This is a genomic window from Lysobacter sp. H23M47, assembly GCF_015209765.1.
GTDB classification, from domain to species: Bacteria; Pseudomonadota; Gammaproteobacteria; order Xanthomonadales; family Xanthomonadaceae; genus Novilysobacter; species Novilysobacter avium.
Genome location: NZ_CP063658.1, coordinates 2077446 through 2103476, shown reverse-complemented (window position 1 = coordinate 2103476; position 26031 = coordinate 2077446). Strand labels below are relative to the sequence as shown.

Annotated in this window: 19 protein-coding genes and 8 tRNA genes; 20 read left to right on the top strand and 7 right to left on the bottom strand. The window is 66.5% G+C overall.

The genetic code is table 11. The annotated features are described in order from the left end of the window. Nucleotides 1-105 precede the first annotated feature (105 nt). The 3 genes from INQ43_RS09515 to mdoH all read left to right on the top strand — a co-directional run bounded on the left by INQ43_RS09515 (nucleotide 106) and on the right by mdoH (nucleotide 4520). The gene (locus INQ43_RS09515; RefSeq protein WP_194036281.1) at nucleotides 106-756 is read left to right on the top strand and encodes a GNAT family N-acetyltransferase; all 651 of its coding nucleotides are present in this window, start codon (nucleotides 106-108) and stop codon (nucleotides 754-756) included. A 165-nt stretch (nucleotides 757-921) separates the two neighbouring features. Beyond that, the gene (locus tag INQ43_RS09510; RefSeq protein ID WP_194036280.1) at nucleotides 922-2511 is read left to right on the top strand and encodes a glucan biosynthesis protein G; all 1590 of its coding nucleotides are present in this window, start codon (nucleotides 922-924) and stop codon (nucleotides 2509-2511) included. 83 nt (nucleotides 2512-2594) lie between these two features. Continuing rightward, nucleotides 2595-4520, top strand: coding sequence for a glucans biosynthesis glucosyltransferase MdoH (gene mdoH, locus INQ43_RS09505; RefSeq protein ID WP_255518461.1), 1926 nt, complete (start codon nucleotides 2595-2597; stop codon nucleotides 4518-4520). Here mdoH and ppx read toward each other — a convergent pair. The 5 genes from ppx to INQ43_RS09480 form a co-directional block, all read right to left on the bottom strand. After that, nucleotides 4495-6021 carry an exopolyphosphatase gene (ppx, locus tag INQ43_RS09500; protein WP_194036278.1) on the bottom strand — a complete coding sequence of 509 codons (1527 nt, stop codon included), beginning with the start codon at nucleotides 6019-6021 and terminating at the stop codon, nucleotides 4495-4497. The genes mdoH and ppx overlap by 26 nt on opposite strands. 14 nt (nucleotides 6022-6035) lie before the next feature. Further along, nucleotides 6036-8144 carry a polyphosphate kinase 1 gene (gene ppk1 / locus INQ43_RS09495; RefSeq protein ID WP_194037646.1) on the bottom strand — a complete coding sequence of 703 codons (2109 nt, stop codon included), beginning with the start codon at nucleotides 8142-8144 and terminating at the stop codon, nucleotides 6036-6038. A gap of 59 nt (nucleotides 8145-8203) precedes the next feature. Next, complete coding sequence (gene phoR / locus INQ43_RS09490; protein WP_194036277.1) at nucleotides 8204-9574, bottom strand: phosphate regulon sensor histidine kinase PhoR; 1371 nt, start codon at nucleotides 9572-9574, stop codon at nucleotides 8204-8206. Between the two features lie 29 nt (nucleotides 9575-9603). After that, on the bottom strand, nucleotides 9604-10311 hold the full coding sequence (gene phoB, locus INQ43_RS09485; RefSeq protein WP_194036276.1) for a phosphate regulon transcriptional regulator PhoB: 708 nt from the start codon (nucleotides 10309-10311) through the stop codon (nucleotides 9604-9606). A gap of 134 nt (nucleotides 10312-10445) precedes the next feature. Next, nucleotides 10446-12044 carry a M48 family metalloprotease gene (locus tag INQ43_RS09480; RefSeq protein ID WP_194036275.1) on the bottom strand — a complete coding sequence of 533 codons (1599 nt, stop codon included), beginning with the start codon at nucleotides 12042-12044 and terminating at the stop codon, nucleotides 10446-10448. A 240-nt stretch (nucleotides 12045-12284) separates the two neighbouring features. On the opposite strand from INQ43_RS09480, the gene grxC reads away from it, so the two are divergent. The 3 genes from grxC to INQ43_RS09465 all read left to right on the top strand — a co-directional run bounded on the left by grxC (nucleotide 12285) and on the right by INQ43_RS09465 (nucleotide 14079). Beyond that, nucleotides 12285-12560, top strand: coding sequence for a glutaredoxin 3 (gene grxC, locus INQ43_RS09475; protein ID WP_194034034.1), 276 nt, complete (start codon nucleotides 12285-12287; stop codon nucleotides 12558-12560). Nucleotides 12561-12622: 62 nt separating this feature from the next. Next, the gene (locus INQ43_RS09470) at nucleotides 12623-12958 is read left to right on the top strand and encodes a carboxymuconolactone decarboxylase family protein (RefSeq protein WP_228062687.1); all 336 of its coding nucleotides are present in this window, start codon (nucleotides 12623-12625) and stop codon (nucleotides 12956-12958) included. A gap of 113 nt (nucleotides 12959-13071) precedes the next feature. Then, nucleotides 13072-14079, top strand: coding sequence for an isocitrate dehydrogenase (locus INQ43_RS09465; RefSeq protein WP_194034033.1), 1008 nt, complete (start codon nucleotides 13072-13074; stop codon nucleotides 14077-14079). Between the two features lie 137 nt (nucleotides 14080-14216). Here the strand turns inward: INQ43_RS09465 and INQ43_RS09460 are convergent, their stop codons facing one another. Continuing rightward, on the bottom strand, nucleotides 14217-14984 hold the full coding sequence (locus tag INQ43_RS09460) for a Bax inhibitor-1/YccA family protein (RefSeq protein ID WP_194036273.1): 768 nt from the start codon (nucleotides 14982-14984) through the stop codon (nucleotides 14217-14219). A gap of 143 nt (nucleotides 14985-15127) precedes the next feature. On the opposite strand from INQ43_RS09460, the gene INQ43_RS09455 reads away from it, so the two are divergent. From INQ43_RS09455 to INQ43_RS09390, 14 genes are all read left to right on the top strand, one after another. Continuing rightward, nucleotides 15128-15204, top strand: a tRNA-Pro gene (locus INQ43_RS09455). A gap of 33 nt (nucleotides 15205-15237) precedes the next feature. Then, nucleotides 15238-15314: transfer RNA gene (locus INQ43_RS09450), tRNA-Arg, on the top strand. Between the two features lie 61 nt (nucleotides 15315-15375). Next, a tRNA-His gene (locus INQ43_RS09445) sits at nucleotides 15376-15452 on the top strand. Nucleotides 15453-15491: 39 nt separating this feature from the next. Continuing rightward, nucleotides 15492-15567, top strand: a tRNA-Lys gene (locus INQ43_RS09440). Between the two features lie 99 nt (nucleotides 15568-15666). Beyond that, nucleotides 15667-15751 (top strand) — tRNA-Leu (locus INQ43_RS09435). 178 nt (nucleotides 15752-15929) lie between these two features. Then, entirely contained in the window at nucleotides 15930-17228 is a 1299-nt protein-coding gene (tig, locus tag INQ43_RS09430; protein WP_194036272.1) for a trigger factor, read from the top strand. Nucleotides 17229-17345: 117 nt separating this feature from the next. Beyond that, nucleotides 17346-17972 carry an ATP-dependent Clp endopeptidase proteolytic subunit ClpP gene (gene clpP, locus INQ43_RS09425; protein WP_193984070.1) on the top strand — a complete coding sequence of 209 codons (627 nt, stop codon included), beginning with the start codon at nucleotides 17346-17348 and terminating at the stop codon, nucleotides 17970-17972. A 187-nt stretch (nucleotides 17973-18159) separates the two neighbouring features. Then, nucleotides 18160-19452: an ATP-dependent Clp protease ATP-binding subunit ClpX gene (clpX, locus tag INQ43_RS09420; protein ID WP_194034030.1), complete on the top strand. Its 1293-nt coding sequence runs from the start codon at nucleotides 18160-18162 to the stop codon at nucleotides 19450-19452. A 232-nt stretch (nucleotides 19453-19684) separates the two neighbouring features. Continuing rightward, nucleotides 19685-22129: an endopeptidase La gene (gene lon, locus INQ43_RS09415; protein WP_194036271.1), complete on the top strand. Its 2445-nt coding sequence runs from the start codon at nucleotides 19685-19687 to the stop codon at nucleotides 22127-22129. Nucleotides 22130-22354: 225 nt separating this feature from the next. Next, nucleotides 22355-22627, top strand: coding sequence for an HU family DNA-binding protein (locus tag INQ43_RS09410; RefSeq protein WP_194034028.1), 273 nt, complete (start codon nucleotides 22355-22357; stop codon nucleotides 22625-22627). 44 nt (nucleotides 22628-22671) lie between these two features. Then, nucleotides 22672-22746, top strand: a tRNA-Val gene (locus INQ43_RS09405). 26 nt (nucleotides 22747-22772) lie between these two features. Further along, nucleotides 22773-22849, top strand: a tRNA-Asp gene (locus INQ43_RS09400). 99 nt (nucleotides 22850-22948) lie between these two features. Beyond that, a tRNA-Asp gene (locus INQ43_RS09395) sits at nucleotides 22949-23025 on the top strand. A 187-nt stretch (nucleotides 23026-23212) separates the two neighbouring features. Beyond that, nucleotides 23213-25183: a peptidyl-prolyl cis-trans isomerase gene (locus INQ43_RS09390; protein ID WP_194036270.1), complete on the top strand. Its 1971-nt coding sequence runs from the start codon at nucleotides 23213-23215 to the stop codon at nucleotides 25181-25183. Nucleotides 25184-25233: 50 nt separating this feature from the next. Here INQ43_RS09390 and INQ43_RS09385 read toward each other — a convergent pair whose 3' ends face one another. After that, nucleotides 25234-26028, bottom strand: a complete 795-nt coding sequence (locus tag INQ43_RS09385) for an enoyl-ACP reductase (RefSeq protein ID WP_194036269.1) — start codon at nucleotides 26026-26028, stop codon at nucleotides 25234-25236. Between the last annotated feature and the right edge of the window lie 3 nt (nucleotides 26029-26031).

Genomic DNA, 26031 nt, shown 5'->3' with positions numbered 1-26031 from the left:
GACGGGGTTGTGAGGTTTCGAGGGCATGCGACGCCGAGGCAAAAACGCTTCTCGTGACCTACACTCCGCGTTGCCATCACCCGCGGGGACGATCATATGTCCGGCATGACACCTCTAACGGAAAGCCGCTCCCGCCACGATGGCCACCCAAGCCAGCGCAAGCTTGCGGTGCACTGCCTCACCGGCTCGCCCACGGCGACGGTGCTGGACGACATCGCACGATTGCGCGCGCGTGTCCTGAAGGCGTGGCCGGACCTCCACGATGGCGATGTTTCCGCCGAGCGGGCGCGGCTTGAACCTTGTGCGCTGTCTTGGCGCAGCATCGCCGTTGTGGTGATGGACGGGGACCAGACAGTCGGTGCAGCTCTGGGCTTTCCGCTTGAGGACGACCACGGCGCGATGCGCCAGGCGTTCGAACTTGCGGGGCGTGATGCCACCACCGCGTTCCTGCTCGCAGGCTCCGTCTTGCTGCCGGCCTATCGCGGCAGGCAACTGGCGCACCGCTTCTTCAGCGAGCGCGAGAATCATGCACGCTCGCTGGGCGGTTTCGAGAGCACCGTTTTCGCGTCGGTCGAGCGGGACGACAACGATCCGCGGCGACCACCGTTCGGCCGCGGCAACGAGGCCTTCTGGAAGCGGCGCGGCTACATGCGCAATGAGGCGTTGATCCTCCCGCCGCCGACAGGCCCGGCCAACGCGGGATTTCCGGCAGCGCGCCAGGCCGCATGGACGCGGCCGCTGGAGCGCGGTTACTAGTCCCCGGCAAGCGGTCTTCCCTCTGGCATAGAGGCGGGCCGCGCTCACAGCCGTACCCGGCAACCCGCAGCGACAGGCTGACTCCGGCCGGTCGTCGACGTCGTGTTGCCGAACATTAATCGGGGAGCGCCTAGGCTGGGCGCTTTTCCCTATTCCGGTATCCGTGTGGATCGTCGTGAACTGCTGATCGCGGGTCTGTCGCTGCCGTTGGCCGCGCTGGCCAGCCCGTTGCGAGCCTCGCCGCTGTCCTTGTTGCTGGACCCGGGCATGCAGACGGCCGCGGGTGCGGCAGACACGGTTTTCCGCGCTGAGACCGTGCCCGCCTTGGCACGCGCGTTGGCGGCGCGGGCTTTCCAGCCTCCCGCCAGTGACTTGCCGGACGCGCTGCGCGGCATCGCCTACGACGAGTACCGCGATATCCGCTTTGATCCGTCGCATTCCCTGTGGCGTGGAGAGGGTCGGCCGTTCCAGGCCCAGTTTTTCCATCGCGGTTTTCTCCACGCGCAACGCGTGGAAGTCCACGAGGTGGTCGCCGGCATCGCGCGGCCCGTGGCCTACAGCCCGGATCTGTTCAGCTTCGGTGGGGCGGCGAAGCCTCCCGACGACGCCGATCTGGGCTTTGCCGGTTTCCGACTGCATGCGCCGATCAACCGGCCCGACTACTTCGATGAGGTCTGCGCGTTCCTTGGCGCGAGCTATTTCCGTGCGGTCGGGCGCGGTCAACGCTACGGGCTGTCCGCGCGCGGGCTGGCGTTGGGCACCGCCGATCCGGCCGGCGAGGAATTCCCGGTCTTCAAGGCGTTCTGGCTGGAACGCCCGGCGCCGGGTGCCGCGCAGACCCGCGTCCACGCCTTGATGGACAGTCCGAGCGCTGCGGCCGCCTTCGCCTTCGTGATCCATCCGGGCTCAGACACCGTGTTCGAGGTCAGCATGCGGCTCTACCCCCGGGTGGACCTGGCCCGGGCCGGCATTGCGCCCTTGACCAGCATGTTCCAGTTCGACGCGGGCGACCGGGTGGGGATTGACGACTACCGGGCGGCGGTGCACGACTCCGATGGCTTGGCCGTGTTGAACGGTGCCGGCGAGCAGCTGTGGCGGCCGCTGCGCAATCCCGCCTCGGTGCAGGAGAGCCTGTTCCTGGACCGCCAGCCGCGCGGGTTCGGCCTGATGCAGCGCAAGCGCGCATTCAACGATTTCGGCGACAGCGAAGCGCGCTACGACCTGCGCCCCAGTGCATGGGTGGAGCCGCAGGGCGACTGGGGCGAAGGCGCCGTGCACCTGTTCGAGCTCCCCACCGCTGACGAGTACCAAGACAACATCGTCGCTTTCTGGCGTCCTCGGAAACCGCTGGTAGCCGGCCGCGAGCATCGCTTTGACTACCGCCTGCACTGGTGCGACCGGCACCCCTGGAACCCCTCGTTGGCCCGCGTCGACGCCACTCGGGTGGGTGCCGTGGTGCCTGCGGCTCGCCTGCCGACAGCTGATGCCGGCGCCGCCGCACGTCGGTTCGTCATCGATCTGGGCGGCGGCCGCCTTCAGGATGCTGTCGCTGCGCCCGGGCCACGCGCCGAAGTCCAAGCCAGCGCAGGCCGCGTTGCCAACGTTGTTGCCCAGCCCGGCGCAGTGGCTGGCACCTGGCGCATCGCCTTCGAACTCGATCCCGGGAGCGAGCCCGTCATCGAGCTGCGCGCACGCTTGCTGGGCGCGGATGGATCCCCCCTTTCTGAAACCTGGTTGTACCGATGGACCGCATGAACAAGGCTTACTCCCCTACTGACCCGAATACGAAGCCGCGCAAAGCGTCTGGCGAAAGCCCGCTGCGTTCGGTGCACGCGGCCATGTTGCCGCCCGAGGCCGCGCTGGCAATGCCCGTGCAGTCGTTCGACGACGCCGCGCCCGCCGCCGCGCACCTGGCCGGGTCGCCGCTGGACATCGTCTGGCGCCGGCTGATCGTGCTTGGCGGAACCGCCGGCCTGACCCTGCTGGCGACCTACCAGCTGTGGTGGGCAATGCGCGGGGGCGGTCACAGCGCGCTGGAGTGGCTCAGCCTGGTGTTGTTCGCGGCCTTGTTCGTCTGGGTCGCGCAGGGTTTCATGAGCGCGCTCGCCGGCTTTGCATTGATCGTCAACGGCTACCGTCGGCGCGACCGGCTGGGCGTGATTGATGCCGGTCCGCTGCCCGCGTTGACCACCCGGACCGCGTTGCTGATGCCGACCTACAACGAGGATCCCGAGCGGCTGATGGCCGGACTGCAGTCGATCTGCGAATCGGTGCTGAAAACCCGCCGCGAAGATGCCTACGACTTCTTCGTGCTCAGCGACACCACCCGGCCGGAGGTCCAGCAGCGCGAGCTCGCCGCCTTCCACCGCCTGCGTGACACGCTGGGCGGCCAGGTGCGCCTGTACTACCGGCATCGCCCGCAAAACATCGACCGCAAGGCCGGCAACATCGCCGAATGGGTGCGCCGCTTCGGCGCGGCCTACCCGCAGATGCTGATCCTGGATGCCGACAGCCTGATGACCGGCAAGGCCATCAACCGCCTGGCCGTGGCCATGGAGCGGCACCCGGAAGTCGGCCTCATCCAGACCCTGCCGGTGGTGGTGAACGGCAGCACGATCTTCGGCCGCATGCAGCAGTTCGCCGGCCGCGTGTACGGTCCTGTGCTGGCCCACGGCAACGCGTGGTGGCACGGCACCGAAGGCAACTACTGGGGCCACAACGCGATCATCCGCACCGCGGCATTCGCTTCCTGCGCGGGCCTGCCGGAGTTGCCGGGTTCGCGACCGTTCGGCGGCAGCATCCTCAGCCACGATTTCGTCGAGGCCGCACTGCTGCGCCGCGGCGGCTGGGAGGTGCATCTGGTGCCCGCGCTGGGCGGCAGTTACGAGGAAGGCCCGCCGTCGCTGACCGACATGCTGGTGCGCGACCGGCGATGGTGCCAGGGCAACCTGCAGCACGGCGGCGTGATTCCGGCCAAGGGCCTGCACTGGGTGAGCCGTTGGCACCTGCTGACCGGCATCGGCCATTACATCACCGCGCCGCTTTGGGGCGCCCTGATGCTGATCGGGCTGGTGATGACGATGGCCAGCTCCGGCCTGCAGTGGGACTCGCTGGTGTTCCCGGGCATCGGCTCAGCGGCTGACTGGACCGGGCCCAAGGGCATGGAGCGCTTCTTCTGGGTGTTCATGCTCACCATGTCCCTGCTGCTGGGGCCGAAGTTGCTGGGCTTCATCCTTGCCCTGACCGATCCGTGGGCCCGCCGAAGCTGTGGCGGCGCGCTGCGCCTGACCGCCGGCGTGCTGGTCGAGACGCTGCTGACGACCCTTATGGCTCCCGTCACGATGTACGTGCAGTCGCGCGGGGTGATCGAGGTGCTCGCCGGCCGCGACTCGGGCTGGGAAAGCCAGCGCCGCGATGACGGCACGCTGACCCGCACCGAGCTGTGGCAACGCTACGGCGGCGTCACCGTATGCGGCGTTGTAGGAGCGGCGTGGAGCTTCGCGGTATCGCCCTGGCTGATGCTGTGGATGTCGCCGGTGTTGCTGGGTCTGGTGCTGTCGATGCCAGTGGTGGCATTTACCGCGGCGCCCGAAGCGGGCAGGAGGCTGCGTCGCTGGGGCATCTTCCTGACCCCCGAGGAAGTCGCCCCACCGCCGATCCTCACCCGGGTGCAGGGCTTGCGCAGCGGGCTCGCGCAACCAGTGGCCGAGTCCGACCATGAGGCGGCGGGCGCCGGCGTTATTGCGTCTGCAACCGCAGGCTGAGTCCCAGCGGCGCGATCTTGGCCGGCTCGTCGTCCAGGTCGGCCTTCAACAGCGGGCGCGCATCAAACCAGCGCTCGTCGAGCGTCAGCGTGAGTCGATCACCGTCGACCTGGGCGTCCAGCCGCGGGATCGGATCCGCCTCGTGCGCGCGATGGATCAGCACCGCAAGGCGCAGCAACGCGGCGGTGTGCCGCGCTGCCGGCAGCAGGCGGTCGGGCAGGGCGTCGAAGACGTGCTTGGGGATCTTGCGCCGCTGGCTGCGGATCACCGCGGCGAGGAATTGCTGCTGCTGGCGCGAAAAGCCCGCGATGTCGGTGTGCTCGACCACGTAGGCCCCGTGCACGTGGTACTGGCTGTGGGCGATGGTCAGGCCGAGTTCGTGCAGCCGGGCCGCCCGGCTCAGCATCAGCCGGTCGTCGATCTCCAGCTGCCACGCTCCGGCCACCTGGTCGAACAGGCGCAGAGCGGTCGCCTCCACCCGACCGGCCTGCAGCGTGTCGATCCCGTAGCGCTTCATCAACGCCAGCACGGAGCTGTCGCGGGGGTCGTCATCGCCGCCGCGCTCGAGCATGTCGTAGAGCACGCCTTCACGCAGCGCGGCCTTGCTCACCGCCATCCGCTCAAGCGCCAGCGCGTGGAAAGCCGCCTCCAGCACCAGCAGGCCGCCGGCGATGACCGGCCGCCGGTCCTCGGGCAGGCTGGGCAGGTCGATGGTGTCGATGCTGCGCGCGCGCAGCAGGCGGTCACGGACCTGAGGCAGCGCATCGGCCAGGACCGAACCCTTGGTCAGCTTCATCGCCGCGCAGACATCGCCGATCGCCTTGTTGGTGCCCGAGGTGCCGATGGCATCGTCCCAGCCCAGCTCGCGGTAGCGCGCGGCAAAGGACTGGAACGAAGTGGCGACATCGGTCAGGGCGGCATTCCAGCGTTTGCGGCTGAGTTTGCCGTCGCTGAAATATTTGCGGGTGGTCGCCACGCAGCCGAGCTGGACACTCTCGCGCTCGATGGTGTCCAGGCCGCTGCCGATGATGCATTCGGTCGATCCGCCGCCGATGTCCAGCACCAGCCGCAGGCGCCCGCGTTTGGCCGGCTGTGTGTGGGCGACGCCCAGATAGATCAGGCGCGCTTCCTCGCGGCCGGCGACGACTTCGATGGCATGCCCGAGCGCGCTTTCGGCCGGCATCAGGAAGGCCTGCGGTGACGCCAGTTTGCGCACGGTATTGGTGGCGATCGCGCGCACCCGTTGCGGGGGGATGTCGCGGATGCGCTGGCCAAACCGGGAGAGGCAGGCGTAGGCACGCTGGCGCGCCTGCGCCGACAGGCCGCCGCGGGCATCCAGCCCGTCCGCCAGGCGCACGGTCTCGCGCAGGCGATCCACCACCCGCAGCTGGCCGAGCAGGTACTGCGCCACCACCATGTGGAAACTGTTGGACCCCAGGTCGATGGCGGCCAGCATTTCGCCCTCCTGCAATGGCAGCGAGGCGGGGTGGGGGTCGGTCATCGGGGTAGTTTCGATCATCCGCACAGTTTGGCCAATAACGACGCCTGGGCCGAATGGGGCAGGGCGTCGTCCGTGCGTTCAACCAGGCGGTATTCGCCGCCGGGCTGCAGTTGCCAGGCGTTGAGGTTGTCGTCCAGGTAGTTCTCCAGCGCCTCGTCGAACACCCGCCTGGCGACCGCGGGGTCCAGGATCGGGAAGCAGGTCTCGACCCGGCGCAGCAGGTTGCGCTCCAGCCAGTCGGCACTCGCGCAGAACAGTTCCGGCGCGCCGTCGTTGGCGAACCAGTAGGCGCGGCTGTGCTCGAGGAAGCGGCCGACGATGGAGCGCACGCGGATGTTCTCGCTCACACCAGGTACGCCCGGACGAAGCGTGCAGGCGCCACGCACGATCAGGTCGATTTCCACACCTGCTTGCGACGCGCGGTACAGCGCACGGATCACCTGCGGCTCATTGAGCGCGTTCATCCGCGCCACGATGCGGGCCGGACGCCCGGCCTCGGCATGGGCGCGCTCGCGGTCGATCCGCTGCAGCATCCCCGCGTGCAGGGTGAACGGCGATTGCAGCAGGCGCTTGAGCGTCATCGACGGCGCCAGGCCGGACAGTTGCTGGAAGATCAGGTGGACGTCATTGCCGATCTCCGGATGGGCCGTCATCAGGCCGAGATCGGTATACAGCCGCGCGGTGCCGGCATGGTAGTTGCCGGTGCCCATGTGCACGTAGCGGCGCAGCTTGCGCCCCTCGCGGCGCACCACCAGCATCATCTTGGCGTGGGTCTTGTAGCCCACCACGCCGTAGACGACCTGCACGCCGGCTTCCTGCATGCGGTCGGCGAAGCCCAGGTTGGCCTCCTCGTCGAAGCGCGCGCGCAGTTCGACCACCGCGGTGACGTCCTTGCCGTTGCGCGCGGCGTTGATCAGCGCAGCCACGATCGCCGAATCCTTGCCCGACCGGTACAGCGTCTGCTTGATCGCCAGCACCGCCGGATCCTCGGCCGCCTGGCGCAGCAGCTCCAGTACCGGGGTGAAGGCATCGAAGGGGTGGTGCAGCAGCACGTCGCCTGCGGCGATCGTCTCGAACATCCGGTCCATCCCGGGCAGCGCCCGCGGCTGGAACGGCGGGAACTTCAGGTCCGGGCGATCGACCAGGTCGTACACCTGGATGACGCGGTTGAGGTTGACCGGGCCCTTGATGCGGTACACCGCCTCGGGGGCGAGGGCGAACTTCTCCAGCAACAGGTTGACGATAGGTTCCGGGCACGCGTCGGCGATTTCCAGGCGGACCGCGCGCAGGTAGCCACGGCCCGCGAGTTCATCGCGCAGCGCCAGGGCGATGTTGTCCACCTCCTCCTCATCGACGAACAACTCCGAGTTGCGGGTCACCCGGAACTGGTAGGCGCCCTGGACCTCCATGCCCGGGAACAGCTCATCGACGAAGCTCGAGAGGACCGCAGACAGGAACACGAAATCGTTGGGGCCGCCGCTGACACGCTCGGGCACCTGGATAATGCGCGACAGCGACCGCGGCGCCCGCACGATCGCCAGCCCGCCGCTGCGGCCGAACGCGTCGCGTCCCTTCAACACGACGACGATGTTGAGCGACTTGTTGAGGATCTTCGGGAACGGATGCGCGGGGTCCAGTCCCAGCGGCGACAGCACCGGCATGATCTCGTCGCGGAAATACGCGCGCAGCCAGCGGGTCTGGCGCTTGCTCCAGCTGCCGCGGGCCAGCACGCGCACGCCGGCCTCGGCCATCTCCGGGCGAAGCAGCGTGTTCCAGCATTCGTACTGCGCCGCGACCAAAGCAGCGGCTTCGTCGTGGATGCGGGTCAGCAGGGCGGCGGGTGACAGGCCGTCGGGCGCCAGCGGTCCCCCCACATCCAGGGCGTGCTGGACGGCACCGGCCCGGATCTCGAAAAACTCGTCCAGGTTGGTGCAACTGATGCAGAGGAATTTCAGCCGCTCCAGCAGCGGCACCCCGGAGTCCTGCGCCTGCGCCAGCACGCGCACGTTGAAGGCCAGTTGCGACAACTCGCGGTTGAAGTAAAGCGACGGATCGTGCAGCGGGCCGTCGGCGGCGGTGTCGCTGTAGAGGCCGAGGTCCAGCGGCGCATCGTCGGGCAGCATCTGCTCCAGCTCGACCTGCAGCGGCGGCGCCGAGGGTAAGGACGGCCGTTGGGGGGCGTTCATTGCGTGGCCTCGCTGGGAGCAGGGTGACTGGCGCCGGGCTCAGGTGGACGGACCCGCGCAGCCGTGAAGTGACAGGAGAACATGCTGCCATCCCCGACCCGGCTGCGCACCTCGAGACGCGCATGGTGCCGCTGCAGCACGTGCTTGACGATCGCCAGCCCGAGTCCGGTCCCGCCACTGGTGCGTGAGCGGCTGTTGGATACGCGGTAGAAGCGTTCGGTGAGCCGAGGCAGGTGCTCGGCGGCGATGCCCATGCCGCTGTCGATGACCTCCAGTACGACACCGCCCGCTTCTCCGGCCGGCCCGTCCTGGTGGCCATCCTCACGCCGGAACCGGATCAGCACCTGGCCGCGCTCGGGCGTATGCCGCACCGCATTGCCGACCAGGTTGGAGAACGCGCTGTGCAACTCGGGGGCCGATCCCCATAGATCCACGCCTGCCGTGTTTTCCACCTCGATCCGGTGCCTGCCCTGGCCGAGCGCGAGACCTTCGCGGCGCAGCGTGTCGAGCAGGGGCGCCATCGGCACCCGCTCTTCGACCGGCGCACCGTCCGCGGACTCCAGCCGCGACAGCGCCAGCAGGTCCTCGACCAGCCGGGCCATGCGTTGCGACTGGCGCTGCATCTCGCCCAGCATCGGTTCCAGGGCGCGGTGCTCGTCAGGATCGATCATGTCGAGGTAGCCGTGGATCACCGTCAGTGGCGTGCGCAGTTCGTGGGAGACGTTGGCCACGAAGTCCCGACGCATCTGCTCCAGCTGGAGCAGGCGGGTGACATCGCGTGCCACCAGCAGCCACAGGTTTTCCGAGTAGGGGATCAGGCGCAGGCTCAGGCGGATGGCCGGGCTGACCGGTGAGGCGACCTCGATGGTGTCGGCGTGGCGGCCACTGGCGAGCCATTGCGCCATTGGCAAAGGGTGCAGGCGTGGGACCAGTGGCGCGCCGACATCGGCAGGATAACGCAGTCCGAGCAGCTTCGCCCCGGCCTGGTTGAACCAGCGGATGCGCTGGCTGTTGCGCTCCACCACCACGACCGCATCGGGCAACGCGGCCGCCGCCGCCCGGTAGGCCCGCAGCATCTCCAGCAGACGCCGCTTGCGCAGCCGGCGCTCGCGCTGGTCGCGATCGTGCAGGCGGTCCAGTTCGTCCCAGGCCCCCCGCTTGCCGGCAAGCCGGGGCCACCGGCGCGCGCCAAGACGGTGGAGTACACGGCCCAGTTGCCAGTGTTGCCAGCCCAGCATCGCCAGAGCGGCCAGCGCCAGTACGCGCCAGAAGTGCCCTGCGACGATGCCGAGCGCGCCCGCGATCACGAGACCCGCGGCGGTCAGGCCAAGGGTGCGCAGCCAGGCGTTGCGGGCGTCGGGAGTCATGGCCCAGTATCCAACAGGTCCCGCACGGCTCAGGTGGCGGGGGCGGCGGAGAAGCGGTAGCCCACGCCGCGCACGGTCTGGATCATGCCGTCGAGTGCGAACGGTTCCAGCGCCCGGCGCACCCGGCGCACATGCACGTCCACGGTCCGCTCCTCCACGTAAACGCTGCCGCCCCAGACGTGATCCAGCAGCTGGGGGCGGGAGTACACGCGGTCGGCGTGGGTCATGAAGAAATGCAGCAGGCGGTACTCGGCCGGTCCGATCGCGACCGCTTGCTCATTGCCCGGATCACCGGCGAACACCCGGTGGGCAGCGCCATCCACTCGCAGGGCACCGATCCGGATGCTGCCGTCTTCGTCGTCCCCGCGCGCGCGGCGCAGCACCGCGCGGATCCGCGCCAGCAACTCGCGGGTGGAGAACGGCTTGACCACGTAGTCGTCGACACCCGCCTCCAGGCCGCCCACCCGGTCGTCCTCCTCGCCGCGCGCGGTGAGCATGATGATCGGGATGTCGCGGGTCAGCGCGTGCCGACGCCAGCGCCGGGCCAGTTCGATGCCGCTGGTGCCGGGCAGCATCCAGTCCAGCAGGATCAGGTCGGGCACGCGTTCGGCAATGGCGAGCTCCGCCTCCTGTGCATCGCCCGCCGTCACCGGTTCGTAGTCGCTGCGGGACACGGCGAAGGCGACCATGTCGCGGATGGCGGGCTCGTCTTCGACAATCAGGATGCGTTTTTGCAAGGAAAGCTCGAATGCCTCGGAGGGTAGGGCGGGAGTCGCCGCGATCGACCCGGCAACTTCCGCTCCGGGCAGTACACCACGGCTTCATGACCGGTTGATGACAGCGCCGAAACGCTTGCCGCTCGTCGCTCAGGCTAGCGCCGTTCCAGCACCTCGTCGCGGATGCCCTGGCGATGCAGCTCCAGCACCGTCGGCGTGATCCGGGCGATGCGCGCTTCGATCCGGGCCCGTGCGTAATAGTCGACCTCGGGCCGCTTCTTCAGCACGTTCAACTGCACGAGCGCCTGTTCGGCGCGTCCGCTGAGGAACGCCGCCTCCGCGTAGGCCTCGCCGGCGCGGATCGGCTCGCCGGCGATTTCGCTGGCACGCGCAAAGCTGCGCTGGAACTCGGGATCGTTGGCGGACTGGCCGGCCAGCGGCCGCAGCACTGCCTGCGCGCGCTTGCCCGATTCCAGGTCGTCGCGTTCCAGCAGCGCGGAGGCATAGGTCAGAACCACAGCGCGATTGCGCGGCAGTCGCTGCACCAGCGCCTCGAATCGCGTATCGGCGGTCGCCTTCCGACCGCTGCGCGACTCCGCCTCCGCCAACCCCAGGTTGATCCACAGGTCTGTCGGGCGATCGTTGAGCAACGCCTGCAGGAGCTTTACCGACCCGGAGGTCTGTCCCGCGCGCAGGCGTGCGATTGCCAACCCGTAGCGCTGTGCCTCATCGAGCTGCCCACGGGCGGCAATCTGCTCGTACTCGCGAATGGCTGCGGTAGGCGATTCGGCACTGAACACGCGCAGGCGCTCGCGGGCCAGGTCGAAGTGTCCGGTGCCCTGGGCGTCACTGGCCTGGATGGTCAGCCCATTGGGCAGCAGCGGGTTGTCGGTCGCAATCGAGCCGGCCCGGAACGAACGACCGCCCGCACCCAGCCGCTCGGCGCGCTCCTTGGCCTCGCTGATACGGGTCGTGGTGACCGGGTGGGTCATCAGGTAGTCGGGGATGTCGTAGGCACCGGCGGCGTTGGCCCGCGAGCGCGCCTGCATGACCAGGAAAAAGTCGGCCATCGCACCGGCGTCGTAGCCGGCGCGGGCGAGGGTCTGCATGCCGATGCGGTCGGCCTCGTGCTCATTGGATCGCGTGTAGTTGATCTGGCGCTGCTGGGCCAGGCCCATCGCCGACATGATCGCCGCCTGGGTGGCCTCCCCAGAGGAGCTGCCGCCCGCGGCCTGCGCGGCGACGATGGCGCCCAGCATGCCCAGCAGGAGCGGGAGCTGGTCTTTTTGAGCACGCTCGGCGCCGCGCAGCACGTGCTGCTGGGTGACGTGGGATATCTCGTGAGCCATCACCCCGGCGACCTCGTCCTCGCGATCGGCCGCCAGCACTAACCCGGCATTCACCCCGATGTAGCCGCCGAGGGTGGCAAAGGCGTTGATCTGGCGCTCGCGCAGCATGAAGAAGGTGAACGGCTGCGTCGGGCGATCACTGCTCGCACCCAGGCGACTGCCCAGCGCATCCAGCCAGCTGTCGATCAACGGGTCTTCCAGGATGTAGTCGTAATGACGCAACTGCGCCAGCAGCATCGCCCCGTATTCCTCCTGCTGGCCCGGGGTGAGCAGTTCGCCGGCGGACGAACCGATGTCGGGCAGCGAGTCCTGCGCGGGCGCGCACACGCTCGCCAGGGCAAAGGTGAGGGCGGTGGTTAGCAAGACGATGCGGCGCAAGTGAGGCTCCTGGTGCCGGTGCTGCAAGGGTGGCGCGGTGGGTGGAGGATGGTCGCTGCGGTGGCGCGGCGGGTTAATTGCCGGTTAACCGGTCGAGCGGGGCAGCTCGGACACGGGCGCGGCGAGCATTAGAATGGAATTTGGCCCGCGGCGGACCCATGTAGGCAGACGGCCGACCGAGATGCGCCGACAAGCACCCACCGGCGCGTGGTCGACCGTGTAGTTGGACCGCCCACCGCCCCCCGAGTTCACCGCAGGAGAGACGAATTGAATTCCACCACCACTCCCGAGATCCTGATCTATACAAGCGCAACCTGCCCATATTGCGTCGCCGCAGCCAACTTCCTCAAAAGCAAGGGCTTGCAGTGGCGTGAGATCCGCGTGGACCAGGACCCCGCCGAGCGCGAGAAGATGGTCGCCCTGGCCAAGCGCACCAGCGTGCCGCAGATCTTCGTCGGCGACACCCACGTGGGCGGTTTCGACGACATGATGGCCATGCATCGCGCCGGCAAATTCGAGCCCTTGCTGGAAGGCGCGCAGTGAGTGAGCCGGGCGACCGGCCTGGAAGCGGCGAGGCGGAGGGTTTCGCCGACTTCCGCCAGCGCATGAACGATCGCATCCTGGCTGAGCCCAACCAGGTCGTACGGCGGTTCTTCGCCCTCGACACGCAAACCTACAAGGCCGGCGCGCTGGACGTGAAGACGAAGGAACTGCTCGGCCTGGTCGCCTCCATGGTGCTGCGCTGCGATGACTGCATCAGCTATCACGTCGGCCAGTGCCATCAGGCGGGAGCCACGCGCGAGGAGCTGTTCGAGACGTTCTCGGTCGGCCTGGTGGTCGGCGGGTCGATCGTGATCCCGCATCTGCGCCGCGCGGTCGACTTCCTCGACCAGCTCGAGCAGGGCGAGGGCGCGGCACCGCCGGTGCATGACCACAGCTGACTTTCCGTCCGCGCCGGCCTGCAGGCCGGCCGGCGATCCGGCATAATTACGGGGCTAACCCTTCGGCGCCGCGCAGCACGCAGCGCGCTCCCCCAGCTGGAAGAGAATCCCACATGACTCAGACGATTACGGTCATCCATGGCGACGGCATCGGCCCGGAAATCATGGATGCAACGCTCCACGTGCTCGATGCGATGAAGCTCGACCTGGAGTACGAATTTGCCGACGCCGGCATGGTCGCGATGGAAAAGACCGGCGAGCTGCTGCCGGCCGCGACCATGGATTCCATCCGCAAGAACCGGATTGCCTTGAAGAGCCCGCTGACGACGCCGGTGGGCGGTGGCTTCTCATCGATCAACGTCGAGCTGCGCAAGCGCTTCGACCTGTACGCCAACGTGCGCCCGGCCAAGTCCTTTCCCAACACGCTCACGCGTTTCCCGGCTGACGTGGACGTGATCACCGTGCGCGAGAACACCGAAGGCGCCTACAGCGCCGAAGGCCAGGAAACGGCCGCCGACGGCCAGAGCGCGATCTCCATCACGCGGACGACCCGCAAGGGCTCCGAGCGCATCGTCCGCTACGCCTTCGACCTGGCGCGCGCGGCCGGCCGCAAGAAGGTTACCGTCGTGCACAAGGCCAACATCCTCAAGTCCACCTCGGGCCTGTTCCTGAAGACCGCGCGCGAGGTTGCCGCGCTGTATCCGGACATCGAGTGCGAGGAGATGATCGTCGACAACGCGTGCATGCAGCTGGTGATGCGCCCCGAGCAGTTCGACGTGCTGGTGACGACCAACCTGTTCGGCGACATCATCTCCGACCTCTGCGCCGGCCTGATCGGCGGCCTGGGTCTGATCCCGGGCGCCAATATCGGCGCCGATGCCGCGATCTTCGAAGCCGTTCACGGTACGGCGCCGGACATCGCCGGCCAGGGCAAGGCCAACCCGTGCGCGCTGTTGCTGGGCGCCGCGCAGATGCTCGACCATCTCGGCAAGCCCGCCGATGCGACCCGCCTGCGCGAGGCGATCGTGGCGACCCTGGAAGCCAAGGACAGCCTCACCGGCGACCTGGGCGGCACCGGTACCACGATGGGCTTTGCCAAAGCGATCGCCAGCCGGGTCTGAGCCGCGCAGAACTGTTTACGTCCGCTGATTGCATTTCGGACCCGACGGAGCGCCACTGGCGCTCCGTTTTTTTGCTGGATAGAACGCAAAAAAAGGGCGCCGAAGCGCCCTTTTCGTGACTCGTGCGGGCTCAGGCCTCAGCGCGACTGCAGCTTGGACAGCAGGCGCAGGAACTCGATGTACAGCCACACCAGGGTGACCATCAAGCCAAACGCGCCGTACCACTCCATGTGCTTGGGCGCGCCCTTGGCCACTGCGTTCTCGATGAAGTCGAAGTCCAGCACCAGATTGAGGGAGGCCACCACGACCACCACCAGGCTGAAGCCGATCCCGACCATGCCCGACTCGTGGATCATCGGGATGTTCACGCCGAAGAACCCCATCACGATGCTGGCCAGGTAGACCAGGAAAATGCCGCCGGTTGCGGCCACCACGCCGAGCTTGAACTTCTCGGTCACCTTGATCATCCCGCTGCGGTATGCAAACAGCATCGCGAAAAGCGTGGCAAAGGTCAGCAGCACCGCCTGCATCACGATGCCTTCGTACATGTGGTTGAACATCGCCGAGATGGCGCCGAGGAAGAAGCCTTCCAGCAGCGCATACAGCGGCGCATACAGCGGCGCGGTGATCGGCGCCCACTCCTTCTTGAAGATGGTGGCAAACGCGAGCACCAGGCCGCCGATCAGCCCGCCCCACATGTAGGGAGCTGCGCCGACGATGCCGGCCGGGGTGGAGACCTGGCTCCAGGCGAAAGCGGCGGTGAGGACGCAAAGCAACAACAGCATGCCGGTCTTGTTGACCGTGCCATTGAGGGTCATCACGTCATTGCCGCCGCGCACGACGGTGCCGCTGTTGATGTCCAGGAAGCTGGACTCCTTCAACGCCGGATTGCTGCTGCGAATCATGCAAGCCCCCTGGGCAGAATTGGATGTCTGCGCTCGAGGATACACCGCAGCCGCAGGTTTGCTGCTGAACCGTTGACAGCACCGGGGCACGGGGCCAGAATGGTCGGCCTTTCGCGGCATTGGCGTGCAACGAAGGCCCGGATCGGGGCATAGCGCAGTCTGGTAGCGCATCTGGTTTGGGACCAGAGGGTCGGGGGTTCGAATCCCTCTGCCCCGACCAACAAGTTCCACGGCGTCGGTATGATTTCCACAGGCGCCCGTAGCTCAACCGGATAGAGCACTAGCCTTCTAAGCCAGTGGTTGCAGGTTCGAGTCCTGCCGGGCGCGCCAGTCACCCGCATGTTTTGGATATGATCCTGCTGTCGTTTTGCCTGTTGTGGTTTTGCCTGTGGTGGATGTAGCTCAGCTGGTTAGAGCATCGGATTGTGATTCCGAGGGTCGCGGGTTCGAGTCCCGTCTTCCACCCCAATTTTTTCAGGGATTGTGCTGTACAATTCCGCGTGTTCCGGGCCGTTAGCTCAGTTGGTAGAGCAGTTGACTCTTAATCAATAGGTCGATGGTTCGAATCCATCACGGCCCACCAGATAGAACGGGTGCCAGGGATCAGTCCCCGGCGCCCTTTTTATTGCCTGGCACCCGCGTTCGCTCCTATCCTGCGTTCGCCGTGGCCATGTGACAGCAAGCGAAAGTGGCGGAATTGGTAGACGCCCTGGCTTTAGGTGCCAGTGCCGCAAGGCGTGGGGGTTCGAGTCCCCCCTTTCGCACCATCGAGGCCCCGGGCGCGGCCGAAGGGACTTCGCAGGTGCCGGGAAAAGACTGGCAGCCGGGGGCGTAATCCGCCAGACTATCGCGTTCACCCGCGCCGGGCCCGGGCTCGCCGTGGTCTGCCTGGCCCAACATCAAATCAACGTGCCGTCGGTGTTCGCCGCGGTTGCAGGAGTGGATATGCAAGTTTCGGTCGAATCGCTCGGTGCCCTTGAACGCCGCATGACCTTCAACCTCCCGTCGGACCGCTACCAGAGTGAAGTCGGTGGCCGTTTGCGCGAGATCTCGCGCACGGCGCGGATCAAGGGCTTCCGTCCCGGACGCATCCCGCCCAAGGTCATCGAGCAGCGCTTCGGTCAGCAGGTCCGCGCCGAAGTCCTCGACGCACTCGTGCGCGACAGCTTCGGCAACGCGGTGCGCGAGCAGTCGCTGAAGATCGCCGGCAGCCCGGCCATCGAGCCGGCCAGCGACAACGCTGACGAACTGGCCTACGTGGCGACCTTCGAGGTCGTACCTGACTTTGGCGATATCGACGTGTCCGGCCTGAAGATCGTCCGCAACACCTCCGAGGTGAAGGACGCCGACATCGACACCATGGTCGAGAACCTGCGACTGCAGCGCCGCACCTGGAACGAAGTCGAGCGCGGCGCCCAGGACGGCGACGCGGTGGAGCTGGAGACCTTCTCCACGGTCGAGGGCGAGCGCATGCCGGCCGAAGGTGCCGAGCGCGGCACCACGGTGATCGGCTCCGGCGGCATGCTGCCGGCCATCGAGGCCGAGCTGAAGGGCATGAAGGCGGGCGATGAGAAGGAAGTCGATGTCCAGTTCCCGGCCGACTGGCGCGTGCCCGCGCTGGCGGGCAAAACGGTCGTGGTGAACCTGAAGGTCGGCAAGGTGTCCGAGCCGCATCTGCCCGATGTGGACGCCGGGTTCATCAAGAGTTTCGGCATCCGCAGCGGCGATGTCGAACAGTTCCGCTCAGATATCCGCAGCAATCTGGAGCGCGAGCTGAAGGGCGCCCTGATGAGCCGCCTGCGCCGCGAGGTCAGCGAGCAGCTGGTCGCGGCCTACGCCGAGGTGGAAATGCCGCCGAAGCTGGTCGAGAACGAGGCCCGTGACATGGCTGCGCAGGCCGTTGAACAGGCCCGTCGCCAAGGTCGCAACGCCGAGCTTTCCGCCGACGCGCATGTGCAGTTCATGGACAGCGCCCGCAAGCGCGTGCTGGTCGGCCTGCTGGTGGGTGAAGTGGCCCGCAGCAACGACCTCAAGCTCGATCCCAAGCGGGTCAACGAGACCCTGAACCTGATTGCCTCCACCTACGAGGAGCCCGAGCAGGTCATCGAGCTCTACCGCAATGACCAGGACCTGATGCGCGGCCTGCAGGGGCGTGTCATGGAAGAGCAGGTGATCGACTGGATCGCCGAGCGCGCCGAGCACACTGAGCAGCCGCTCGAGTTCGCCGACGCCATCCGTCAGTAGTCGATCCGGCTTGCCGGTTTCCGCCTCACGCGGGCGCCGGCGGCCCTTGCGTCGTGGCCCGGTCGACCCCACGTTGATTGGGTCAGCCCATGCAATGCCAGCCAAGGTGCCGTTTTGATGGATAAGCAAACAAAAGCCCTGAACCTCGTGCCGATGGTGGTCGAACAGACCAGCCGTGGTGAGCGCGCGTACGACATCTACTCGCGCCTGCTCAAGGAGCGGGTGATCTTCCTGGTTGGTCCCATCGACGACCACGTGGCCAATGTGATCGTGGCCCAGATGCTCTTCCTCGAGGCGGAAAATCCCGAGAAGGACATCAGCCTCTATATCAACTCGCCCGGCGGCGTGGTCACCGCCGGCATGGCGATCTACGACACCATGCAGTACATCCGGCCCGACGTGAGCACAATCTGCGTCGGCCAGGCGGCGTCCATGGGCGCGCTGTTGCTGGCGTCGGGCGCGAAGGGCAAGCGTTATGCGTTGCCCAATTCGCGGGTGATGATCCATCAGCCGCTCGGCGGCTTCCAGGGCCAGGCCACCGACATCGAGATCCACGCCCGCGAGATCCTCGCATTGAAGCAGCGCCTCAACGAGGTGTTGTCGCGCCACACCGGCCAGCCGCTGGAGACGATCGCGCGCGATACCGACCGCGACAACTTCAAGGGTGCCGAGGCGGCACGCGACTACGGGCTGGTCGACGAGGTGCTCGAGCGCCGACCCGAAGAGTCGATCCAGGCGAGCTGACACCGGCGCCGAGTGGATACCAGGCGATTTCTCGCAACGTACTGATTTCAAACGGTATTAGGCGGCGGGCCCGTGACTTTCCGGGCCCGCCCGCTGTGCTACCCTCAAACCAAACCACGCAGGAACCCATTGTCCCGGACAGGCGTTCCCGGGGCTGTGTTTCAGCCAAGACGATCCAGGCAAGCGCATGACCGATGACCGACAGGGCCGCACCAGCGGCGACAGCAACAAGATCCTCTACTGCTCCTTCTGCGGGAAGAGCCAACACGAGGTGCGCAAGCTGATTGCCGGTCCGAGCGTATTCATCTGCGATGAGTGCGTCGAGCTGTGCAACGACATCATCCGCGAGGAACTGGAGGAGAAGGCGCAGTCCGCCCGCAGCCACCTGCCCAAACCGCGCGAGATCCTCGCCGTGCTTGACGAATACGTGATCGGCCAGGCGCGGGCGAAGAAGACGCTCGCCGTGGCGGTCTACAACCACTACAAGCGCATCGAGAGCCGCCAGAAGAGTGACGACATCGAGCTGGCGAAGTCCAACATCCTGATGGTCGGCCCGACCGGCTCGGGCAAGACGCTGCTGGCCGAGACGCTGGCGCGCATGCTCAATGTGCCCTTCACCATGGCCGATGCGACCACGCTGACCGAGGCCGGCTATGTCGGCGAGGACGTGGAAAACATCATCCAGAAGCTGTTGCAGAAGTGCGACTACGACGTCGAGAAGGCGCAGCAGGGCATTGTGTACATCGACGAGATCGACAAGATCTCGCGCAAGTCCGACAACCCGTCCATCACCCGTGACGTGTCGGGCGAGGGCGTGCAGCAGGCCCTGCTGAAGCTGATCGAGGGCACCGTCGCCAGTGTGCCGCCGCAGGGCGGTCGCAAGCACCCGCAGCAGGAGTTCCTGCAGGTCGATACGCGCAATATCCTGTTCATCGTCGGTGGCGCATTCGCCGGACTGGACAAGATCATCCAGCAGCGCAGCACCGAGGCCGGCGGCATCGGTTTCGGCGCCAAGGTGAAGAGCAGCGACCGCAAGGTCGACATTGGCACCGTGCTGGCCGAGGTGGAGCCCGAGGATCTGGTCAAGTTCGGCCTGATCCCCGAGTTCGTCGGCCGGCTGCCGGTGGTCGCCACGCTGGAGGAACTGGACGAGGCGGCGCTGGTAACCATCCTCACCGAGCCCAGGAACGCCATCACCAAGCAGTTCCGCAAGCTGTTCGAAATGGAGGACGTCGAGCTGGAGTTCCGGCCCGACGCGCTGGTTGCCATTGCCCGCAAGGCGCTCAAGCGCAAGACCGGCGCCCGCGGCCTGCGCACCATCGTCGAGTCGGTGCTGCTGGACACCATGTACGAACTGCCATCGCTGGAGAATGTCAGCAAGGTGGTCGTGGACGAGTCGGTCATCGAGCACAAGACCGAGCCGTACCTGATCTACGAGGCACCGGCGGCAGCGCCGCAGAAGGCGGCGTCGGGGGACTGAGTCAAGGTGTAGCGGGTTGTGACCGTTTGAGCGACACCGATCAGCCACTTGCACGCGCAAGTGGCTGATTTCGTTTCGGCCAGCGACTTCCAGCCTGGGCCAGATGAACAACGCGCTTGCAACCCCTCACTGCGGCCCCCATAAATCAAGGCATGGCCGGCGTTCCCGGCACCTTCCTTTTTTTCGCGGCCCCGCCTTGTGCGGGCGACCGCATGAACGACCGGAGTTCCAAATGACCAAATCCACAGAGCGCGTGACGACCGAGGAGGGGCCACTGGATCTGCCGGTGTTGCCGCTGCGCGATGTCGTCGTGTTCCCGCACATGGTGATCCCCCTGTTCGTGGGCCGCGACAAGTCGATCCGTGCACTCGAGGCGGCGATGGAAGGCGACAAGCAGATCCTGCTGGTCGCCCAAAAAGCCGCCGAGACCGATGATCCGGGTGCCGACGACCTGTTCGAGGTCGGTACGCTCTCCCACGTCCTGCAACTGCTGAAGCTGCCCGACGGCACCATCAAGGTGCTGGTGGAAGGTGTATCGCGGGCCAAGGTCGACCAGGTGGTCGAGACCGATGGCGCGCTGCGCGGACGGGCGCAGGAGATCCCGGCCGAAGTCGATCGCGAGGAGCGCGAGATCGAGGCCGTCATGCGTTCGCTGATGACCCTGTTCGAGCAGTACATCAAGACCAACCGCAAGCTGCCGCCGGAGCTGATGCAGACGCTGTCGGGCATCGATGAGCCCGGCCGCCTGGCCGATACGGTGGCGGCGCACCTGGGCGTGCGCATCTCCGACAAGCAGCGCCTGCTGGAGACCCACGGCATCGGCGCGCGCCTGGAGCAGCTGATCGGCCTGGTGGACGGCGAGATCGACGTCCAGCAGCTCGAGAAGCGCATCCGTGGCCGGGTCAAGGGCCAGATGGAGAAGAGCCAGCGCGAGTACTACCTCAACGAGCAGATGAAGGCGATCCAGAAGGAGCTGGGCGAGATCGATGACATGCCCAATGACATCGAGGAGCTGACCCGCAAGATCGCCGAGGCCGGCATGCCCAAGCCGGTGGAGGCCAAGGCCAAGAGCGAGCTGAACAAGCTCAAGCAGATGTCGCCGATGTCGGCCGAGGCCGCGGTGGTGCGCAACTACCTGGACTGGCTGCTGGGCGTGCCATGGAAGAAGCGCAGCAAGGTGCGCAAGGACCTGAAGGCGGCCCAGGACGTGCTCGACGCGGACCACTACGGGCTGGAGAAGGTCAAGGAGCGCATCCTCGAGTACCTCGCCGTGCAGACCCGCGTGAAGCAGATGAAGGGCGCGATCCTGTGCCTGGTCGGCCCGCCCGGCGTGGGCAAGACCTCGCTGGGGCAGTCGATCGCCAAGGCGACCAACCGCAAGTTCGTGCGCATGTCGCTGGGCGGCGTGCGCGACGAGGCCGAGATCCGTGGCCACCGCCGCACCTACGTGGGATCCATGCCGGGCCGGGTGGTACAGAACCTGACCAAGGCCGGGACCCGCAACCCGCTGTTCATGCTCGATGAGATCGACAAGATGTCGATGGATTTCCGCGGTGATCCCTCGTCCGCGCTGCTGGAGGTGCTGGATCCGGAGCAGAACAACGCCTTCAACGACCACTACCTGGAGGTCGATCTGGACCTGAGCGAAGTGATGTTCGTCGCCACCGCCAACTCGCTCAACATCCCCGGCCCGTTGCTGGACCGGATGGAAGTGATACGGATCCCGGGCTACACCGAGGACGAGAAGGTGAATATCGCGATGCGCTACCTCTTGCCCAAGCAGCTCAAGGCCAACGGGCTCAAGCCCGGGGAGCTGAAGATTGCCGAGGCGGCGGTGCACGACATCGTGCGCTATTACACCCGTGAGGCGGGGGTGCGGAACCTGGAGCGCGAGATCGCCAAGATCTGCCGCAAGGTGGTCAAGGAAATCGCCCTTGCCGGGCCCCAGCCGAAGGCGCGCAAGACCGCGCTGGCGGTCACCAGCAAGAACCTGGACAAGTACCTGGGCGTGCGTCGCTTCGACTTCGGCCGTGCCGAGGAACAGAACGAGATCGGTCTGGTCACCGGCCTGGCCTGGACGGAAGTGGGCGGCGAGCTGCTGCAGGTCGAGTCAACGCTGGTGCCTGGCAAGGGCCAGTTGCTGCTGACCGGTCAACTGGGCGACGTAATGAAGGAATCCGCCTCCGCTGCACTGTCGGTGGTGCGCGCGCGTACCGAACAGCTGGGTATCGATCTTGGATTCCTGGAAAAACACGATGTCCACGTCCACGTTCCCGAGGGTGCCACGCCCAAGGACGGACCCAGTGCCGGCATCGCGATGGTGACCGCGCTGGTGTCCACCTTGACCAAGAACCCGGTTCGCGCCGAGGTTGCGATGACCGGGGAGATCACCCTGCGCGGTCGCGTGCTTCCCATCGGTGGCCTGAAGGAAAAGCTCCTTGCGGCGCTGCGCGGCGGGATCACCACGGTGGTCATCCCGGAGGAAAACAAGAAGGATCTGGTCGATCTTCCCAAGGCGGTGACCGATGGGTTGAAAATCGTCCCGGCCCGCTGGATCGACGAGGTGCTCGACATCGCCCTGGAACGCCCGCTGACGCCGTTGGCGCCGGCCGGGCAGGCCGACCTGCCGGCACCTCGCAAGGGCGAGCGCAGCGCGCGTGCCGGGGTCAAGCACTGATCGCGGCAAGAGCAGTCGAAAACCGCAAAATACGGCTGAAACCCGCGTCGTTGCTGGGTTTCAGTCTTGCGCCGTGAAAACCCCGCTGGTATAACGGCCAGCAACCGTTTCGCGAAAGCCGTCCTGCGGCAGGGCGAGGCGGCAAAGTCGATCGGAGCGCTGTCATGTACGCTGGCACTTCGATTTCAAGCACACGCGGTGAAACCGCTCAGGGAGTCAAATTGAATGAACAAGACTGAATTCGTCAACGCCGTCGCCGATGCCGCGGAGCTTTCCAAGGCCGATGCATCCAGCGCGGTTGACGCGATGGTCAGCGTGATCACCGATGCACTGAAGAAGGGCGACTCCATCACACTCGTCGGCTTCGGTACGTTCCAGGTCCGCAACCGTGCCGCCCGTCAGGGTCGCAACCCGAAGACCGGCGAAACCATCCAGATCAAGGCGTCGAACAATCCTGCGTTCAAGGCTGGCAAAGCCCTGAAGGACGCTGTAAACTAAGCGGCTACCCACCGGGCAGTGACATTTGCCCAGGTCTGAATTTCGGGTGCTTAGCTCAGTGGTAGAGCGTCTCCTTTACACGGAGAGGGTCGGGGGTTCGAAACCCTCAGCACCCACCAGCGCCGGGTTACAAGGTTAAAAGTGCGGAGTGGTAGTTCAGTTGGTTAGAATGCTGGCCTGTCACGCCGGAGGTCGCGGGTTCGAGTCCCGTCCACTCCGCCAGTTTCATCCAGGCTTGCTGAGCAGTAGAGGCGGCCGGTCCAGACAGCAGCGCTGTTCCGGCATGCCGGTTTCGTTGCCAGTTTGACGAGTTCAAAGCGCGGAGCGGTAGTTCAGTTGGTTAGAATGCTGGCCTGTCACGCCGGAGGTCGCGGGTTCGAGTCCCGTCCGCTCCGCCAGTAAATCCAGAACGCCTGCAAATCGATGATTTGCGGGCGTTTTGCATTCCAGGTCATTGCCCGCGATCACCCCGGGATACAACCGCCACCACCGCCGATAGTGATCAAGGTCCGGTTGTCGCCGCGGCGGGCCCGCGCCGTCCATCCACGGTAAACTGTGCGGCTTCCGCCCTGACCAGATTGCATCATGCTGCGAAAAATCCGAGAAAAGACCACCGGCTGGGTCGCAATGACGATCCTGGCGATTTTGATCGTTCCGTTCGCGCTGTTCGGGCTGGATCAGTACCTGGTCCAGAGCGGCACCAGCACCGTGGCCTCGATCAAGGCGCCACCCACGTGGTGGTCATCGGCGCCGTCGTTCTGGCCGGCATCGGTGCTGTGGCGGCATGAGGAAGTCTCGACCGAGGAGTTCCGCAACCGTTTCGAGCAGGTTCGCCAGCAACAGCGGGCAGACCAGGGCGACGCGTTCGATGCCCGCGCCTTCGAGGACATGGAAAACAAGCGTGCGGTGCTGGACAGCCTGATCGATCAGAAGATCCAGGCGATGGCGGCGCAGGCTGCGGGGGTGACGGTGAGCGACTCGATGGTGATCGATGAGATCCAGCGCATCCCCGCCTTCCAGGTCGATGGACGGTTTGATCCCCAGCGTTACCAGCTCGCGCTTGCCTCCCAGGTGCCCGCCCGGACGCCGGCGCAGTTCGACCAGCTGGTGCGCGAGAGTCTTGAGCAGGGCCTGGTGATGACCGCATTGGCGGAGAGCAACTTCGTGACCGACGCGGAGATGGATCGCCTGATCCGACTGCTGGGCGAGCAACGCGACGTCGCCGTGGTGGTGGTCCCAGCGGCGGATCCGGGCACGGTTGCCGTTCCAGATGCGCAGGTGCAGGCCTGGTACGACGCCCATCTGGCCGACTACCGCGCCCCCGAGCAGGTCACCATCGAGTACATCTCGCTGGAGGCGGCTGACATGCCCGCGCCCCCGCCGCCGGACGAGGCCGCGCTGCGTCAGCGCTACGACCAGCAGTCCGAGAAGTTCGCCGAGCAGGAGGAGCGCCTGGCCTCGCACATCCTGGTGGAAGTCGACCCGGATGCCGACGCGGCGACCGTGCAGGCGGCGCAGGCGAAGGCAGCCGGACTTGCGGCGCAGGCGCGCGCCGAGGGCACGGATTTTGCCGCGCTTGCCGAGAAGAACAGTGACGACGCCGCGTCCGCCGGAGGAGATCTGGGCTGGATCAACCGCGGGATGATGCCGGGTGCGCTGGAGGACGCCCTGTTTGCCATGGCTCCCGGTGAGATCAGCGATCCGGTCAAGACCGAGTTTGGCTTTCACGTGATCAGGTTGCGCGAGGTCAAGGCCGGCGAGCGGGAGTCTTTCGAAGCCGTGCGTGAGACGCTGGCACGCGAGCAGGCAGAGGCCGACCGTGAGGGCATGTTCAACGACCTGTCCAGCCGCGTGGTGGACGCCGTGCTGGAGAATCCGAGCGGGCTGGGGTTTGCGGCAGAGGCGGCCAACCTCAAAGTGCAGAAGCTCGGCCCCTTCGACGCCAGTTCCACTGACGGTATCGCGGCCAGCCCCGCGGTCAAGCGCGCGGCGTTTTCCGAGGTGCTGATCCAGGACGGCACGGTCAGCGACCCGATCGAAGTTGGACCTGACCACAACGTCTGGATCCGGGTGGTATCGCACACGCCCGCCGAGGCCCAGCCCCTGGCGGCCGTTCGCGATCAGGTGGTGGAAGCGGTACGCCGCGACGGTCTTGAGAAGGCAGCGCGGGAGCGGGCGACCGCATTGCGGTCGCGGCTGGAGAAGGGCGAGTCGCTCGCCGACGTGGCCAGCGCCGAGTCGCTGCCCGAGCCGGAAGCGCTGACGGCCGTTCCGCGTGGCGCCCCGCTGATCGCGCCTGGCGTGTCGGACGCGCTCTTTGCCGTCCAGGCAAAGGAGGGCGGCCCGGCGAGCGGCAGCAAGGTGTTGGAGGACGGCCGCATCGTCCTGTTTACGGTCGACAAGGTAATACCGGGCAACGTCGCGGAGTTTCCGCAGGAGCAGCGCGAGATGTTGCAGCAGCAGCTCGGCCAGGCTGCCGGTATCGACGACGTGCAGGCGCTCGTGGCCGGCATGCGCAAGAGCATGAAGATACGCGTCCTGGAACAGAATCTCTGACAGGAAAAAGCCCGGCAATGCCGGGCTTTTTCTTGCAACGCTTTGGAGCCTCAGTCTTCGCTGCCGACGCCGCTCATCCCCATGATGTTGTAGCCCGAGTCGACATAGGTCACCTCGCCGGTGATGCCACGGGCAAGATCGGAACACAGGAAGGCGGCCGTGTTGCCCACGTCCTCGATGGTGACGGTGCGGCGCAGGGGCGAGGTCTTCTCGAACTGGCCCAGCATCTTGCGGAAGTTGGAAATGCCCGCTGCCGAGAGCGTCTTGATCGGTCCGGCGGAGATCGCGTTGACCCGGGTACCTTCCGGCCCAAGGTTCAGCGCGAGGTAGCGCACCGTCGCCTCCAGGCTGGCCTTGGCCACCCCCATCACGTTGTAGTTCTGCAGGGCGCGCACGGCTCCCAGGTAGCTCAGGGTCAGGATCGCACCGTCGCGGCCCGCCATCAGCGGCCGCGCGGCCTTGGAAATGGCCGCCAGCGAATAGGCGGAGACGTCGTGCGCGACGGCCCAGTTCTCGCGCGTCAGGCCGTCCAGGAATTCGCCTTCGATCGCCTCACGCGGTGCAAACGCGATGGCGTGGACGAGGATGTCGAAGCCATCCCAATGCTTGCCCAGCTGGTCGAAGCAGTCGGCGATCTGCGCATCGCTGGAGACATCCAGCGGCAGGACGATATCGCTGCCCAGTGCTGCGGCGGCCTTTTCGACGCGCGGTTTGAGCTTGTCGTTCAAATAGGTGAATGCCAGCTCCGCGCCCTCGCGGTGCATGGCTTCGGCGATGCCGCTGGCGATGGAACGATCGCTGGCGATGCCCGTGATCAGCGCACGCTTGCCTTGCAGAAATCCCATGGT